Source organism: Fibrobacter sp. UWP2, assembly GCF_900141705.1.
Taxonomy (GTDB): domain Bacteria; phylum Fibrobacterota; class Fibrobacteria; order Fibrobacterales; family Fibrobacteraceae; genus Fibrobacter.
The window spans coordinates 20489-37088 of the sequence record NZ_FQYM01000015.1; the positions used below are offsets into that span (position 1 = coordinate 20489).

Consider the following 16600-nt stretch of genomic DNA (forward strand, 5'->3'; position numbering starts at 1 on the left):
CCTGAATATATGCACAAAACGTCCCCGGGCAAAAACCCGAGGACGCTGAGGTATAGGGAACTTTTTAGCGAGTATATGTTGGATTCCAATTCCTGGCACGGTCCCTATAAGCCCTGCCATTTATTAGGAACTGTTTCCGTAAACCTTCCTTATACAAACTCCGAACCTCTTTTTTCCTCAATCCCTCCACTTCCTCGTAAACCGAATCAACGGGAGTTTCCACACCGGGGACCTCCTCGTCAACGTTAATCAGGCCGCCAGCAGTAATGGGGTCCTTGGGGAGGCTCAACACGTCCGTCGGGTCGGGCTTCGCGGTATTCAGCGGTTCGTAGTCATCACGGAAGTGCGGCTTAAGCGCCGGAATCTTTTCCTCGATTTCCAGGAGCATGGCACGCGCAAGTTCGTAACCGCCGTATTCGCAAAAGTGGGTCTTGTCGCTAGCAGTGTGCATGTAGAGTTGGTACTTTTCGCTGCCCAACGCCTTTTGCAGTTCCACCGTACGCTGGTTCAAATCCAAACAGATAATCCCGTTGGACTTGGCGAACTTGCGCATCTTCTCGGGGAGCCCGCCCACGCTGGTCGCAGGGTCCAGTTCCCCTTGGCGCGCCGTCGATGTCACTAGCACGGGGATAGCGCCCTTGGCCTTAATCTTGTCGCAATAAGACTTCAGCGTATTCTCGTAATTGGCAACGTCATTCGCATTCTTTTGATCGTTGTGGGCAAACTCCACAAACACGTAGTCGTTTTTGCGGACTTCGGCAAGGATCTTGTCCAAGCGTTTCATCGACAAAAAGCCACTAGCCGTAAGGCCCGATTCTGCGTAGTTGGCAACAGCAACCGAAGACTTGAAGAATCCAGGTATCATCTGCCCCCAGCCCGACCATGGAGCCGTCAGCTGGTCCACCACGGTGGAGTTCCCGCAAAGCCACAGGGTCGTCACGTCAGGTTTCTTCTTGATTTCGATACCCGCCACGGCAGGGGCTTTTCCGCTGATGACAAACGTGAGTTTGTTGTCCCAAGTCCTATAGCCATTTTCCCTGTCCTTAATCTTCATGGTCACGCTGCCGTCAATACTCTTGGTTTCCATGCGGCGGAGTGAAACGGACTGTGTAGAGAATACGGCACCCGCGGTCGTCACCCTGTCGAATAACAATTTGCGGTTTTCGGCCTTGATGGTGGTCTCGGCATCATTTTCACCATCGCCAAAAGTAACGGTCACTTCGTAGTTTGCCTGGGGCAACACCACAGAGAACACCATTTCTCCTGAGCATGTCAAAAAATCCGTGGTGAGTTCATCGTCCCAAAGGCGATCCACCGACTTGACCGTTCCCGATTCAAAGCCATAGCCCTGCGATTCCGAGAACTTGGTACTCGACTTGATTTGGGTATAACCCGCAGCAACGGGTCCATCCCCAAAATCAAACTTGTAGCTATCGGCAGAATACGCAAAACTGAAAGGCAAAGTCAAGGCAAATATCGTTGCAGGCATGAAGGCAAGTTCTTCAATAAAGTTTTTCATATTTCACTCCCTATATCTTGAGTTTTTTACTCCGTGACCTTGATTTTTTGCACACGGGCATTGGAAACACTGTGCGGCATCACCACCTGCACAAAGTACACGCCATTTGCAATACTTGCCGGCAAGACCATGGTTTCTGCGGAAGTGCCGCCGAGGCTCTGTTCATAGGTATTTTTTCCGCCCACGGTGTAGATGCGCACGCTCTTGCCCAAACCGTTGTGATGGACGGTCAAGGTGCGGGTTGAAGCATTGTAAGCTACAGCCGCGGCGAACGCGAACGGACTTGCTGCAAGCGCCGTGGTGCTGGAATCGGCCGACGCAACCGACGTATCGACCGGCACTATAACAGGCGCCACATAGCCGTATTCGTACGCACCCAAATCCGGAGCCTCGCCCTCGTACTTGAGCCCCACATTCACGCCCTTGTCAATCATCTGGCTGTTCTTCGCAAGTTTCAGGAAGTCGATATCCGGAAGGCTGCCGTCGGCCTGGCGCGGGCCGAATGCACCACCGAGAGGCCCGAGTTCCTCGCCCGTCACGGTCATGCTCGGGTCAGAGACACTCACGAAATCCGATTCCTTCGGGGTAATGTTCAGGTTCCAGGTATTGTATTCGCCCGCCGCATATTCACCGCCAATGTAGGCCGTCTTGTTTGGGAAGGCGATGTTGTTCTTCATCACGTGAGCCTTGCTCCCCTTGAGCACGACGCCGTCGGTGCGGTTGTCATTTGCATCCCAGGTACTCGCCCACATGTTGAACGCAGTACCGTTCATGTAGGCCGTATTGTTGAACCAGTCGTTACCGCCGCTGCTGTGGTTTGCGTAAAAGCCCGACGCCTTGTTTTTCCAGGCGACGCAGTTGCGGATGGTGTGGCGCACACCCGTCTTGCTGCTCCCCGCCTTGAAACCGTTGCCGTTGCCATCCTTCGGCTTGCCTGTACCGTAGTTGCTGTAGCCATGGCCCATCGCCCAGCTGTTCTCGATGACTACCGGGAATTCCTGGCTAATAAAATCCCAGCCGTCGTCGCTGTTCCACCAGGCACGACAACCGATGAACTTCGTCGTATCGCCACCCTGCTGGTAGTGCACACCAAAGCCGTCGGCATTCTGTCCGTCTCCCTGGCGCCCGTTGGGGTCGTAATTGTCGTGACTGTCGCAGTTCAAGAACAGGTGGCCGCCCGCACTTCCCGTGCCGCGTTCGTTCACGAAGAATCCCGAACCGCCGTTATGGTGGCTATCCATCAGTTCCAAGAAGATATGCTTGCTGCGTGAAATGTACACGCCCACGTTAGATTCGCCCTTCATGGGCACGTTCTTGACTTCGAGTCCTTTCAGGTGCAGGTACTGCGCCTGAATCAGGATACCCGAAGTGTACCTTATGTTGTTCGAACCGTCGGCAATCGGCATCTTGCTGAAGTCGATGACCGGCTTTTCGCCCGGGTATGCGAGGTAATGAATGCGCTTGTTGTCGCTTGAGCCGCTCTTGGTCAAGTGAATGCCCGCGAACATATTGTCGTTTTTCACATAGTTCGTGTCCGTATGCAAGTAGGTTCCACCGCGAATCCAGACGGTATCGCCCGCGTTCACTACGGAATTCGCCTTGTTGAGGGTCGCGAAGGGGCTATCCTTTGTTCCCTTGTTCGTATTCTTTCCGTCGGGGGCCACGTAGTAGACCGCACCGAAAGTTTCCGCTGCAGCCAAGGCAATCACGGCCGCACACAACATGCGCTTCATTTTCATAAACACCTCAAACACTTACCTTGAATATACCTTAATTTTCCCGGAACGGTTCTTCAAGGCACCTGCAGAACGTCCGTTCACCAAGAAGTTCCGGCTACCATTGCGGAGCGTATTGCTACGCACGGGAATCCTCTGGAGTACCGTCGTGCCGCTGTCGCCTACCACCGAGTCGCCGGGATTGACGGGGATTACCGCATTCTTATTCACGAACTCGATACGGTCGATATTCGGGCCGCCATCCTTCGTGAGCGAGGCGATAGTGATGGTGCTTGCACCCGCAGGCAACTTGAGCGTCACCACGCTAGAATCCCACGATTCCCAGGCACCCGTCGATTCGAAGTCCACCGATTCCACCTGCACCTTGCCATTCACCGCAACACTTACCGGGCGATTTGCCGTAGAGCCGTTCGCGAATACAATTTTCACGTCCTTGTCGCCCTCGCCTGCAGTAACCACAGAAAGCGTCACCGAGGAACCCACCTCGTTGTCAAGGTTCGCATAGCCCTTGCCCGAAAAGCCCCCGTGCGTCGACTCGAGAACCGTCTTGTTGAACACGCCGTTTTCCGCCTCGTACTTGAGCGAATCCTTGCCCACGAACTTGAAGGTCGCGCCCAAATTCACATCCTTGCCGAGACTTGCCACCGTGTATTCCTTGCCGTTACCCGTGTTGTCGCCGGTCCACGCCACGAATTCCCAACCCTCCTGCGGAACGGCGGTAAAGGTCACCTTGCTGCCTTCCGCAATTTCACTACCCTCGATGCTCTGCGCAATCGAGCCGCCGTAAGCGACAGTCGTCTTCACGTTGTACTTCTTTACGGCCTTGCCGACCTGCACCCAGTCCGGGAGCGTCGCGTTGTATTTTTTCGCAATATCGCGCAATTCCCTAAGGCGCGCGTTCGCCGTATATTTCTGGCCATCGCGATCGAACATCGGTTTTTTGCTGTAGCGGGTCGGCTCCCACACGAAGGTTCCCCAGCCCAGGTCGCCAAATTCGTAGAACACCGAGTTCACGAGGGCCGTGCGTTCGCCCGTATATTCGCAGCTCAACACCGCCTTCTTGTTCTTGACCACCAAGCCGAACATATCGCGCCAATCCTGCCCGTTGTTCGTGGTGCCGTAGGTGGAACCGCAAATGGCATCATAGTCGATATTCGCGTGAATCTTGCTGTACCAATCCGCGAAGCCCTTCTCGGGGCGCGGCTGTCCATGCTGCATCACAATCTTGATAGAAGGATCCGTCTCGCGCACCGCACGCACACCCGAATTGATGATATTCGCGAAGTCCGCCGTCTTGCTCAGCGAAACGCCCGCCACCTTCGAGTTGATTTCGTTACCCACCTGCACCATGTCGGGGCGAAGTCCCGCCTTCATGAGCGCATCCATGGTCGTCTTCACGTGGTTATAGGCGAGCTTGCCCATCTCGGCATTGCTCTTGCCCGCCCACGAGGCCGGAACATTCTGGTGGCCGATGGATGCCCACGTGTCGCTCATGTGGAAATCGAGGAAGAATCCCATGTTGTGCGCCTTGATGCGCTTGGCGAGCGCGATGGTATGTTCCAGGTCGCACCAGCACACGTTGGAATTCGCGCCGGAGTAGCTCTCCTTGGCGTAGCCGATGCACGAATTCACGAAGGTGCGCACGCGGATAAAGTTGATGCCGTTGTTCTGCAAGATGTCGAAAAGATCCTGCTTTTTACCGTCATCGTAGTATGTTGCCCCCAAGGACTCGTCTTCGAGCACCCACGAGATATCGACGCCCACGATATACGGGCGCGCAAGCGCCGCAACCGCCACGGCACCCAGAGCCAGCGCTATTTTCCTGATGATTTTACCCATTCCAAACATCCTTCACTCCTTTGTTTGAGTTATTGTTTTGTTGTACTATAAATTGTACTACATTTTCTATAAATATAACTCATTTTACTACAAAACGTACTATATTTTTTGAGAAAATTTAAAATCGCCTTTTTCGAGCGAAAAACGGCGATATTTAACACGAAACAAGAATTTTCTCACCCGTAAACAAGTCCCAGCGCGATGGCGAGTAGGCCGAGCACCGCAATTTGCTTGACGATGGCGAAATTTTCACGTTCGAACATGCTTTACCTCAGCTCAATTTTTTGGATGCGGCCGCCGAGCCTTACCACGTATGCGCCGGGAGCAAGGTTCTTCACAGCGACTTGCGCAGCATGCCCGCGGGCAACTACCACGCCGTGCAGATTCATCAGGGCGTAATCCGCAACCTGCGAGAATCGCAATCCATCCACGCGAGAAACCCCGACAATCCGTGCACCGAGATTCTCGGGCACCGCGATCAGCGACGTGGTTTCTACGGAACTGCTCGACACGGCCTCGCTAGAAGAACTTTCGGCGACAACAGAGCTAGAAGAACCATATGCAGATTCATCGCCCATGTATTCGAACTTGAACGACTGATTCTGCGTCCCGGTCTGTTTCCACACAACAAGCGGCATGCCCGCCTCCGTAGAGATGTTCAGGACGTCGCCTAGGTATTCACTTGCAGTATCCGCGTACAAACGGTAACCGTCATCCACATTAAAGTTCTCGATGACAATGCGATTCTCGGCCTCGACGGTCCTTGCCGTATCAAGCAGGTTTCCCTTGCCGAACGAGAGATACTTCCCCGTTTCGATGTTCCTGAGCGTGTAGGTGTAGCCGTCGATTCTCTTGAGCGCCCACAGTTGCGATTCGCTTTCTTCGGAATCCATCTGGATTACTGCGGAAGCCGCATCTTCGAGACTCAAGCCGCTGTGCCGCGCCTTGATGCGGTAAACGCCATCCCTGATTGGCGCATGGTCAACCTTCTTTACGCCTGCGTCGGTCATGGTGATGTTCGCGATGGTCGAATCGTTTTCGTAGTAGGCGTAGTCCACGCACAGCGCACGGCGGAAACTGCCGCCAATCGCGCCCGTATGGTATATGTAATACCACTGGTTATGGAATTCAACGAACGCCTGGTGGCTCGTATTGGAATTCTTGTTGTAGCCGACAATGACCTTGGAATTGGATACGGGCCCCGTCGGACTTTTCATGGTCGCCTGGCCAATGCGTTCTTCCCAGCCGTAGGCATACGTCAAAAAATAGTAGCCGTTCCTTTTGTGAACGTACGGCGCCTCGGTAAAACTGGGCGGCGTCACGTTGAACATGTTGCCTTGCAGCTCGACCATGTTTTCCTTGAGCCTGTAGCCCATCACGGCGCCGTTGCCCCAATAAATATAGGCCTGTCCGTCGTCATCGATAAAGACGGTCGGGTCGATATCGTAATTCACGCCGCTATTCGCAGCAGTCATGTTGCTGGTAATGAGCGCCTTGCCGATGGCATCCTTGTACGGGCCGGCCGGATGGTCCGCAACCGCGACACCAACTGCAAAGTCCCTGCCGTCGTGCACGGTCACGTACCAGTAGAACTTGCCGTTCCGTTCGATAGCCTGGCTCGCCCAGGCACTGCCGCGTGCCCACTTGAACGACTTGATAGAAAGCACGGTCCCGCGATCCACCCAGGTATCCATATCTCCCGAAGAGAATACGTGCCAGTCGTTCATTATGTAACCTTCGTGACCGGCGGGCGCTTCGTCATGCCCCGTGAAGATATACATGGTATCGTTGTGAACGAGCCCCGCGGGGTCTGCCGTGAACATTTTTGTGACAACGGGATTGCTTGCGGCAAATGCACCAACGGCAAGCGACAATCCTGCACCTATAAAACCACCCCGAAGGGCGTTTCCCAATCCATACATCCAAACACTCCTGTTTTTAGAATAAGTTAATTCCGCTAGAACATCACCCGATACGGAATCCGCCTGTCAAAACTGCGGCCCTTGAGGTCACGGTAACCCTTGCGAGCAGGCACCTGCATTCCCTGGCGAGCGGCACGCGGAGCAATCGCGGTAGTTCCACTGCTGGAACTTTCGGGCGCGACTTCGCTGCTCGAAGAATTTTCGGCGACAACAGAGCTGGAAGACTCCTTGATGCTAGAGGACGATTCCGGTTCAACAGCCGGCGGGGTCGCCTTCGCGAGTTTCACCTTCTGGTTGTCGGCACCGGTACGCACCCAGGTAATCACAGGCATGCCTGCGTCCTTCGAGACATTCAGCACATCGCCCACAAAGTCGCTGTCGTAATCGCCATACAGGTAGTAGCCCTTCGCGGCAGAGGCGTTCTCGATGCGGATTTCGCAGGCAGTCGCCGACGTCTTGACGGTATCGAGCAGTGTCTTGGGCGGGCAATAGTAGCGGCCGGTACCGTAATTCTTGAGCGTGTAATGGCGGGCATTTTTCGCGCTGCGTTCCACGGTCCAGAACTGGTTTGCATCCTTTTCGCTTTCGGGGCGCTGCACCACGATTCCGTTTTCTTCGACCAGCGACAAGGCGCTGTGCGAAACAGTCAGGCGGTACGTGCCATTTTCCACGAGCGCGTTATTTACTTTGTCTACACCCGTGGTAGTGCGCTTGATTTTCTGGATATTCGCATTCTCGTCATAGTACAGGTAGTCGATATTCACGGAGCGGCGGTAGGTCCAGCCACCCGGAGCGTTCGCACCATGATACATAAAGTACCAGTGGCCGAGATACTTGAAAATCGCCTGGTGGTTCGTCTCGGAATTGTCGAGCTTGTCGTTCAGCACGCCCTTCTGCGTCCACGGGCCATTCAGGCTTGTGGCCATCGAGTAGTTCGTGGTGGACGGGTAGCCCGAAGCATAACTGAAGTAGTAGTTGCCGCGGTACTTGTGCATCCAGGGAGCCTCGAAAAAGTCCCTGATCTTAATGTCTTCGGGCGTACTCGCGAGTTCAATCATATTTTCCTTGAGTTTCACGCGACGGCCCGCATTCCACGAGCCCCAATACATCCAGATATCGTTCCCGTCGTAGAAAATTGCGGGGTCGATATTCAGCGCGACATCGTTCTGGGTATCGTCGGTCACGAGCGCCTTGCCAATAGCATCCTTCCACGGGCCCGAGGGGTGATCGGCCACCGCGACGCCAATCGCGAAACCCTCATCCTGCTTGATTGTTGCGTGATGTACCGCCACGTACCAGTAGAACTTGCCGTTACGGTATTCGCAATGCCCCGCAAAGGCGTTGCCGCTCGCCCACTTGAAGGTGCGCCACGAAAGTACCGCACCGTAGTCATGGTAGTTTTCCATGTCGTCGGTTACCAGCACGTGCCAGTCGTTCATCAAGAAGAACTTGTTGTTATCCCCCTGAGCGCCCTGCTCGTCGTGGCCCGCAAAAATGAACAGGCTGTCGTTGTGCACGAGCGCCGCGGCGTCGGCAGAGTAGAATTTTGTAGTGAGCGGGTTCGCCGCAAGCACGAACGCCGGAAAAAACGCAGCGCAAAGAGCAGTGCCGCAAAGCAAAGCTTTGTTCAAGAAAGAATATCCCATAATACATCCCTTTTGCAGGTTTTAGTCAACCTACACCTAAAATATACCTTCAAACTAATAAAAAGTCAACACTTTTGTTTATTTTTTACTATTTTTAAACATTTTCAACAATTTATAAACATAAAAAGTCCACATTTAGAGACTTGAAGGATGAGCCCAAGCGGGGGTTGAATTTGGCGAAGTAATCTAAGTTTTGTTATAGCTCGACTAAAAAACGGCGTTCTTTTGCAGGGCGTAGAACAGCTTGAACCAGTCCTCGCCCTGGGCGCCATCGGTAAAGAAGACGTTCTGAATGCCGCCCACCATGTTGTTGTAGCCACCGATAAGAGGATAGCTCGCCTCATCAAGCCCTTCGGAGCCCTCGAAAGTCCTGCGTTCCAAAAATTCGCCATCCACGTAAATGGTTATTTCGTTTTTAGCAATTGTAAAGGCGTACTGGTGCCAGGCGCCATCCAGAATTTCCGCCGTACCAAACACCGCATTGTAATCGCCATCGCGGGTGTTGATGCGGATGTTTATTTTGTTCGTAGCCTCGCGCTGCTGAACAATGAAGCCGGCGCTATCCTTGTCGGACACGAGAATCCGCGCATAGTTATGCAACTGCTCGGCGGCATCCATGTGGATCCAGAAGGAAACACCCAAGGTAAGGCTATCCGTAAACGTCTTTTCCATGCCGATAATCCGGCCATCGCCGGTCGTATCCATGACGACCTCGGGCAACCAGTAGGCACGTGCCAGGGGGAGCCCTGTATGGTTCGTCAACGCACAGTTGTCAAACGCCTTGAATTCAATGGATCCATTTTTGGTCAAGGCTACCGTTTCCATGAGGCCCCAGTACAAAACGCTGTCGCCCGCGGCACCAGCAGAGTCCAAGAGGAGGATACTGCCCGCGGCATCGGTGAGGCACGGGTTTTTCAGCGAAGCCGGAAGCCACACAGGAAACGGCATATCGGCTAGTTCCGCCGCACTGGCGCCATCGACCGCGGTACCCACGTCAAGGGAAACCGCCTGGGGCTCCTTCATGGGAAGCGCGGCATCGTAGCTCACTTCGCCTTCGACAGCCACCCATTCCACAGAAACGGAGCGCACTTCGCCCGAGGCGGAGCGGATCTCGACAGAATCGTAGGTACCCACAGGGACATCCACGATCTCAGCAATGCCTGTCAAAACCTCGACGGAATCCAGCACCTTCTCGAAACCATAGCGCGAAACATAGATGGTGTCGCCCACGGTATCGCTCTCGGTATAGCTCGCTACCAGCGTGTCGAACGCCGCAGCAGAAAGAGCCGCCGTGGAAATGTACATGCGGGCGAGCCCCTTGTTGCCGGTGTTCGTCTCGATGATTGTCCCCGCAGTATTCGCGCCAGAAGGAGAATCGCTACAAGCAGCAAACACGACCAGCGACGCGGCGCAGAGAAACATCGCAAAATTCAGCGTGCAGAAAGGCTTCGTGATAAGTAAACGTTTCATTATTCGCCCTCCTTCTCGTTCTTGACGTTGCTGAACACGTGGAGGTTGATGTGCTCCACCTCCGTTGCGGCAGCGCGGTCCTCGCGCACAATCTTGCGGACTTCCTCTTTGAATCTCTCGGTGGCATGCTCAATTTTTTCGCGGCCCCTGCGCGAGACGCTGAAATTGAACGTGGTAAAATCCCTGGATTCGCCGTCGGCGGATTCCAGCGCCTGTCGCGAAAGGTCAAGACACTTCATCTGGTACTGGAGCACCATCTTGTCTTTGCACTCGCTCACGGTGCGGTAGCTTTCGCGGGTCGCCTTCCAAAAGCCTTTGTCGTTCTTGCGGATAAGTTCCATCTTTTTGAGCAGCGCAAGCGATTCGCGAATCTTTTTCTCCGATACAGGCGGGAACAGCTTTTGCTGCAGTTCCGTAACATCGTCAGCGACGTTCATGGAGTCGAGGGCGTTGAACACCACCACGTTGTACCAGTTGGAGAATAGTTCGTAGCTTTCGGGTTCCACGATGATTTGCGGGTTCGGATTCAACTTGAGCATGCACTTCATGGCAAGCTCGCGGGCATCCGCCGTCTTTCCCTGGTCAAAATGCACCATGGCCTCGAAGTAGCGCGCCTCATCGCCCTTGAGCCCAATGACCGCAACAAAGCGCGAGAGCATCTCCTTGGTGATGGCTTTGCCCTTGAGTACGTCGTTGAAATAGCTGCGCGTGTGCGGCAGCCCCAGCTTGTTGCAGAATTCCGTGCGGGTGAACGTAGGCTCCGAAAGGGCGCGCCGTTCCTGATATTCCGCCAAAAAGTTCCTGACCTTGGTAAATTCGAATATGTTGACGTACTGGCTCATGCCTCAAATATATAATAATTTTCGCGCAGGTAGTACAATTTATAGTAAAAGCTTGATAAAAAGTCTTTTTTTTCGAGCTACGCACAACAAAGCGCCTTTATTGCCGTATTTCTGCGAAGTCCTCGATTCCCAGGCCTTCAAAGACAATTTCGTCAATTTGCAGGCGGGTGCCACTGTAAATGAACAGGCTAAAGAGGGCAATTTCTGAGGAGACCTCGTCAAAAGGCACATTATAACTGGCGCTGTCCAGGGACTCCTCACCGGGGCGGAGCACCACCTCGGTCCAATCGTCCGTCGCATTCACCTTCCAGTAGGCCTTGCGGAACTTGTTGTCTTCCACTTCTTCGTAATGCTCCAGAGCAAGGCCGAATTCGGCGTCGCCCTTCACCTTGATGCGAATGGCGGTCAGCATACTCAAATCAAAATAGGTGGAATCGGCGCCCAGGTGCGTCCCCAAGAGTATGCCCCCGTTGTTATCAAGCTCGTATTCCAGCTTAAGAGAAAGCCCTTCAAAGGCATCTGCAGAATCCAGCGCCGCGACCACGTTCCCCGCCGTATCGGGGAAAATCCAGGTCACGCCGGTAACCGACATCAGGTACCAGCCGTAACCCTTGGAGACCGTCACAAGGTTGTTCACATTGTCGCCATCATCAAAGTCCTCGAACAGGAATTCCTTCGACAACGAATCCTCCGCCGAAGCGTCCATAAACGAGACCAACGTGTCGAGGGCCTCCCCCGCGGCAAGCGAAACCCGGAGCTCCGTAGAATCCGCGACGAGAGTGTAACTGCCCGCAGGCACGTGGGCAAACACGTATTCCGAGCCATGCAATTGCGCGACATATGGCGTTGACGCCAACGAGACCTGAGCCGCCAGCAGCAAAGAATCCGACTCAGCGGAAACGGTTCGCACGCGGATGCTCGACGAAGGCAAAAGCTCTATTTCGCAGGCAGCCGCCAGGGGGTCCGGCGTCAGTCCACCTGCAGGCAACTCAAGCGGCGCCCACGCCATGAGCGCGGAATCCGCACCCGAGATGGCTTCCACAAAACAGCCGCCTAAGCCGCAGAGCGAGTCCAAACTGGCAACCATAAATTCAAAGCGGGCCTCGCCCAGGGAATCCGATTCCACCGCCTGCAAAAGGTCAGTGCCGTGAGCCACGTAAAGCGCCACGCGGGCCTGTGCCAAGGGGGCATTCTCTGCATTCACCACGCGGATTGCAATACCGTTGGTGGTCTCGCTGGTGGCACCCGCCGTGCTAGAGGAATCCGAACAAGCTGCAAAAAAGGCTGCGAACAGGAGATACACTCCGAGCTTCGCACGTCGGTATGTCGCGTTAAACAAGCATCCCGCTAACAACTTCATCGTTCGCATTCCTTTTTCATCATGGGGAACAACTGAAAATTCAACTGGTAAACGCTGTCGCAAACTTCGGAGGGCATGCCATTCACCACGTTCACAATCTCCTTACGCGCCTCCGCCAAAATACGGCGGACCTTTTGGATTTGCGTCGAATCCATGGCGAGGGTGAGCGTGCTGATGTCGCGGTTCTCTTTGGGCGTGTTCGAGATGGCCTGCTTCGCAAGTTCCGCGATGCTCCCCTGATACTCGCTAATGCAGGCGCTGCACCAGCGCTCGCCCGTGCGCACATGGGCAATCGTCGGCACCACGCGGCCGTTCGGCTTCTTGGTCGCAAGCCCAAGCGAAAGCAACGCCTCCACGGCGGCATTCACTTGCGCCGCAGTAAGCTTCGGGATGCACGCATCACCGAGGGCATCGGCATCCGCCACGCCGCGGTAATCGAACACATCCAGGGCCGAGCGGATCATCGGGTAGTACCACGTCTGGAAATAACGGTACTGCACCTCGTCGAGCTCGCGGCACGAGGCAGGCCGCATCTTTTGCATGTGTTCAAAGTGTATGCGAATATCGGCATCGGTCTTCGCCTTGCCATAGGCGACCATCTCGCGGAAGTACTCGCCCTTCGCCTCCTTAAAACGGAAGAAGGCGACAAAGGCCTCCACGGACTTGGACGATATGTGTCGCTTTTCCTGGATGACCTTCAAAAGGAGGCTTGCGTCCATCTCCACGGCGCAGGCGAACACGCGGTAGCTGAAAGTCGGGTCCAGCGCCTTCTCCATCACGTAGAAGGCCTGTAAGAACTTCCGGTAATCCGTAAAGTCAAAGACGTTGATTTTACTTCTCGAAAACATAGGCGCCCGTATAGTTGAGTTCACTATACATTATGAATATAAATAATTGCAGCCCCCGATGCAACAAAAAGTTACATTAGTTGACATTTTTGTCCACACCCGCAAGCAAAACCCTTTGTACTCGCAAACCTCTAGATATACATTATAGTTATCAAGGAGTCCTTATGAAAAACATTGAAAAAGCCTTAATTTTAGCGGTTTCCGCAACTTTTCTCACATCGGCCCCGGCTCTTGCCGCCAAGTACGAAGCCGAATCGGCCACCCTCAGCGGAGGCGCCACCCCAGGCGCCGATAATTCCGCTTCGGGTTCAAAATTTGTCAACATGAACGGGGGGACTATCACATTCCCGAACGTATCTGTCGAAAACGCCGGCAAATACGAACTCGCCATCACTTATAGGGCCGATAACCCCAAGAACAACCTCATTAAGGTAAACGGCTCCACTTCACAAACCCTGGCGTTCCCCGCAACCACAAGCTGGAGCAAGGCGATCGCCATCGTCACCCTCAAAAAGGGAAACAATTCCATCGCCATCGACAAGGACTGGGGCTGGATCAGCGTGGACTACATCGATATTACGCCCTACACACCCGCACCCTTCAGCATCTCCCCCAAGCCGGTGACCCCAAACCCCACAGAAGGGCTCGTCAAGCTCTACGCATTCCTGGTGGAGAACTTCGAAAAAAAGACCATCAGTGGCATCATGACGGGCGACTTGGGCAGCCATACCTTGGGAGACGACTTCCGTAAACAGGACGACGTGGAGGAAATTTACAAGCGGAGCGGCAAGTACCCGGCACTTGTAGGTGTAGACTTCCTGTTTGCCTCGGGGCCAAACGCCAAATCCTCCTGGAACATGGAATACACAACGAAGGCGATAGACATTGCGAAGGGTGTCTGGAAAGCCGGAGGAATCCCGAACTTCACCTGGCACTGGAAAGACCCCCTCGACAAGGATGACGCATTCTACACCCCGGGGGCAAGCAACGGGACCACAACAAACTTCAATTTCGCAGACGCCTTTGTAGCCGGGACCACCGAATGGAATACCGAAAGCGCAGCCTACAAGGGAATCATTAACGACGTCGATTTCATCGCGGACTTTTTCCTCGACCTTCAAAAGGATGGAGTTGCCGGAATCTTCCGCCCACTCCACGAAGCAGGTGGCACCTGGTTCTGGTGGAGCATCAATTCCGGCAAGCAGTTCGCGGCACTATACCGGCTCGTCTATGACCGCATGGTAAATGTCAAGGGGGTCCGCAACATGGTTTGGGTTTACAACCCCTCCACCGACGACGTGAACGGCTGGGACCCGGGCGACAGCTACTACGACGTGCTCGGCATAGACATCTACAACAGATCAGGCGACAACTCCAGCAACGCGGCAAGCTTTGACGGCCTCAAGGCAAAGAACGGGGGCAAAAAGATACTCGCCCTCACCGAGAACGGGCCCATCCCCGACGTAGCCAAGATGCACGAGGACGTCTCGGTATGGAGCTGGTGGATGCCCTGGTACCACACATGGAACAGCAAATTCATCGACCAGACTCCCGACGCTGTATGGAAAAGCAACATGGAGGACGACCGCATTTTAACCCTCGACAAGATGCCTGGCTGGGACAAGTATGTGGTCAGCAGTTCCAGCTCAGACCCCGGCACCACCCGCTTGAACAAGGTTTTGACCAGCAAGGCGCCGGAAGTCCGCCACTTGGGCGACCGCACACGAGTCTACAACCTGAACGGACGCGCAGTCGGCAATGGATCGGGATTGTCTGGAGAGCGCCGCCTGCCCCGTGGTTACTACGTCACCAAGTAAATTCTGACTCCCAGATTCCATCGGGTCCCCTCGCTAGCGGGGACCTTATTCTTCTGGCGTAAAGCCCAAACAGTTCCTTTTTCCAAAAGTTTTCTTGCAAAAAACAATAAACAACACTATATTGAACATAATACAAGTTATGAAAGGAGTGTTATGGAAAAGACAAAAGCCCTCGGGCTGTTTTTATGCGTTGCCGCCATGGCAATTTGCCCACAGGTAAAGGCCATTACGCCAAACCCGCTGGTGAGCGGCGGGGTCAAAGCGATTGCCGACGGCACCGAAACCGACTACCTCACCGACGGTTCGCTCATCAACTGGAAGTACAGCACCGCCAAAAAAATTGCCTTCCAACTCAAGGAGGGACCCACCAAGCTCCGCATCAACTGGGAATCGCTGGGCGATTGCGCCTGGGCCACCAATTTTACCACAGGTTGTGGTCACTCAGGCACCGCGCTCTCGGACTTCAAGATTTTTACCTCCGCCAATTCCACCAACGGCGTCGACGGGGACTGGACTTTGGCCACCGAGGTGAAAGGAAACCCGGTCATGGCGCGCGGGGTCGACATCGACTTTGCCGGCAAGTCCTGGTTCCGCATCGAAAGCGAAAAGGAAGTGGGCCAGATTCTGGAAGTGCAGGCGTTCGACATGAGCAACGACGGTGACGACACTTGGTTCTTTATGGGCACGAGCATCAGCCAGATGGGAATTAAGCAGCAGGACACCGACTCCACCACCGCCGACCTAATCCACGCACGCCACCCCGACTTTACGCCCGCCATGCTGCGGGGCGGCATCGGCTGCATCAACAGCACCGAGGTGGTCGCCCACCTGGGCGAATACCTGGAATACGCGGGCAACGTCAAATACTGGGCCATCGAGATGGGCACCAACGACGCCTGGGGCGGCGGCGACTGGAACGTAGGGACCTTCGAAAAGAACATGCAGACCATCATCGACTCGGCAAAGGCGCACGGCATCACGCCGGTATTGGCCCGCATCATCGCCACGAACCCGGCCAAAACCGATGGCGGCTGGCAAATCAACCCCAAGTTCCTGGATGTTATAGACAACTTAACACAAAAGAACGGTTTGCCCAAAGGACCCGACTTTTACAGCTATTTTGAAGCCCACCCCGAGCTTTTGGCCAACGACGGCGTGCACCCCAACGGCGAAACTGGCGGCGGCAAAGCCATGCACCGGCTGTGGGCCGAGGCGCTGGCACCGCTCTACGCCACAAGCTCCATCCCCACCAGCAGCTCCAGCGAACCCGAAACACCGGGGAGCAGCTCCACCACGGAGTTTATCGCCCTTACCGCACCCGCAGCAGCATTTGTGCAACTGCAGGGGCAAAACATCGTGGTGTCGCCGCAACTTCCGGGAGAAGTCACGTTCTCCCTTGTGGACATGACGGGCCACGTAGTGGCCAACACCCGCGCCTACGTACAACAGGGGGCGACCCACAGTTTTGCGGTGCAGGCGCCCGCCGGCAGTTACATCGCCACGGTACGCGGCCCCGGCGGGAAGGCGTCCATCAACGTGCGGTTCAAGTAACAACGGGTAGCCCAAAGCCGCGGGAAAAACAAACCTGCGACCCTAATAAA

Annotated in this window: 11 protein-coding genes; 2 read left to right on the plus strand and 9 right to left on the minus strand. The window is 54.7% G+C overall.

The window, feature by feature from the left end; translation table 11 throughout:
• Window positions 1-64: 64 nt before the first annotated feature.
• From BUB55_RS08360 to BUB55_RS08400, 9 genes are all read right to left on the minus strand, one after another.
• Window positions 65-1519: a GDSL-type esterase/lipase family protein gene (locus BUB55_RS08360; protein ID WP_234971867.1), complete on the minus strand. Its 1455-nt coding sequence runs from the start codon at window positions 1517-1519 to the stop codon at window positions 65-67.
• Between the two features lie 26 nt (window positions 1520-1545).
• Entirely contained in the window at window positions 1546-3258 is a 1713-nt protein-coding gene (locus BUB55_RS08365; RefSeq protein ID WP_234971868.1) for a right-handed parallel beta-helix repeat-containing protein, read from the minus strand.
• 15 nt (window positions 3259-3273) lie between these two features.
• Window positions 3274-5103, minus strand: a complete 1830-nt coding sequence (locus BUB55_RS08370; RefSeq protein ID WP_073189912.1) for a glycosyl hydrolase 53 family protein — start codon at window positions 5101-5103, stop codon at window positions 3274-3276.
• Window positions 5104-5360: 257 nt separating this feature from the next.
• Window positions 5361-7016 (minus strand): family 43 glycosylhydrolase, encoded by a 1656-nt coding sequence (locus BUB55_RS08375; RefSeq protein WP_073189920.1) that lies wholly within the window; start codon window positions 7014-7016, stop codon window positions 5361-5363.
• Window positions 7017-7051: 35 nt separating this feature from the next.
• On the minus strand, window positions 7052-8662 hold the full coding sequence (locus BUB55_RS08380) for a glycoside hydrolase family 43 protein (RefSeq protein WP_234971869.1): 1611 nt from the start codon (window positions 8660-8662) through the stop codon (window positions 7052-7054).
• A 207-nt stretch (window positions 8663-8869) separates the two neighbouring features.
• Window positions 8870-10132 (minus strand): LamG-like jellyroll fold domain-containing protein, encoded by a 1263-nt coding sequence (locus BUB55_RS08385; protein WP_073189922.1) that lies wholly within the window; start codon window positions 10130-10132, stop codon window positions 8870-8872.
• Window positions 10132-10974 carry a TIGR02147 family protein gene (locus BUB55_RS08390; RefSeq protein ID WP_073189923.1) on the minus strand — a complete coding sequence of 281 codons (843 nt, stop codon included), beginning with the start codon at window positions 10972-10974 and terminating at the stop codon, window positions 10132-10134. Before BUB55_RS08390 ends, BUB55_RS08385 begins: the two co-directional genes overlap by 1 nt.
• A 97-nt stretch (window positions 10975-11071) precedes the next feature.
• Complete coding sequence (locus BUB55_RS08395) at window positions 11072-12334, minus strand: hypothetical protein (RefSeq protein ID WP_083596944.1); 1263 nt, start codon at window positions 12332-12334, stop codon at window positions 11072-11074.
• Entirely contained in the window at window positions 12331-13182 is an 852-nt protein-coding gene (locus BUB55_RS08400; RefSeq protein WP_073189925.1) for a TIGR02147 family protein, read from the minus strand. Before BUB55_RS08400 ends, BUB55_RS08395 begins: the two co-directional genes overlap by 4 nt.
• 164 nt (window positions 13183-13346) lie before the next feature.
• Here BUB55_RS08400 and BUB55_RS08405 point away from each other — a divergent pair, with 164 nt between their 5' ends.
• Together BUB55_RS08405 and BUB55_RS08410 are read left to right on the plus strand one after the other, a co-directional pair.
• Window positions 13347-14999 carry a glycosyl hydrolase gene (locus tag BUB55_RS08405; RefSeq protein ID WP_073189927.1) on the plus strand — a complete coding sequence of 551 codons (1653 nt, stop codon included), beginning with the start codon at window positions 13347-13349 and terminating at the stop codon, window positions 14997-14999.
• Between the two features lie 153 nt (window positions 15000-15152).
• The gene (locus BUB55_RS08410; protein WP_073189928.1) at window positions 15153-16550 is read left to right on the plus strand and encodes an SGNH/GDSL hydrolase family protein; all 1398 of its coding nucleotides are present in this window, start codon (window positions 15153-15155) and stop codon (window positions 16548-16550) included.
• Window positions 16551-16600 lie beyond the last annotated feature (50 nt).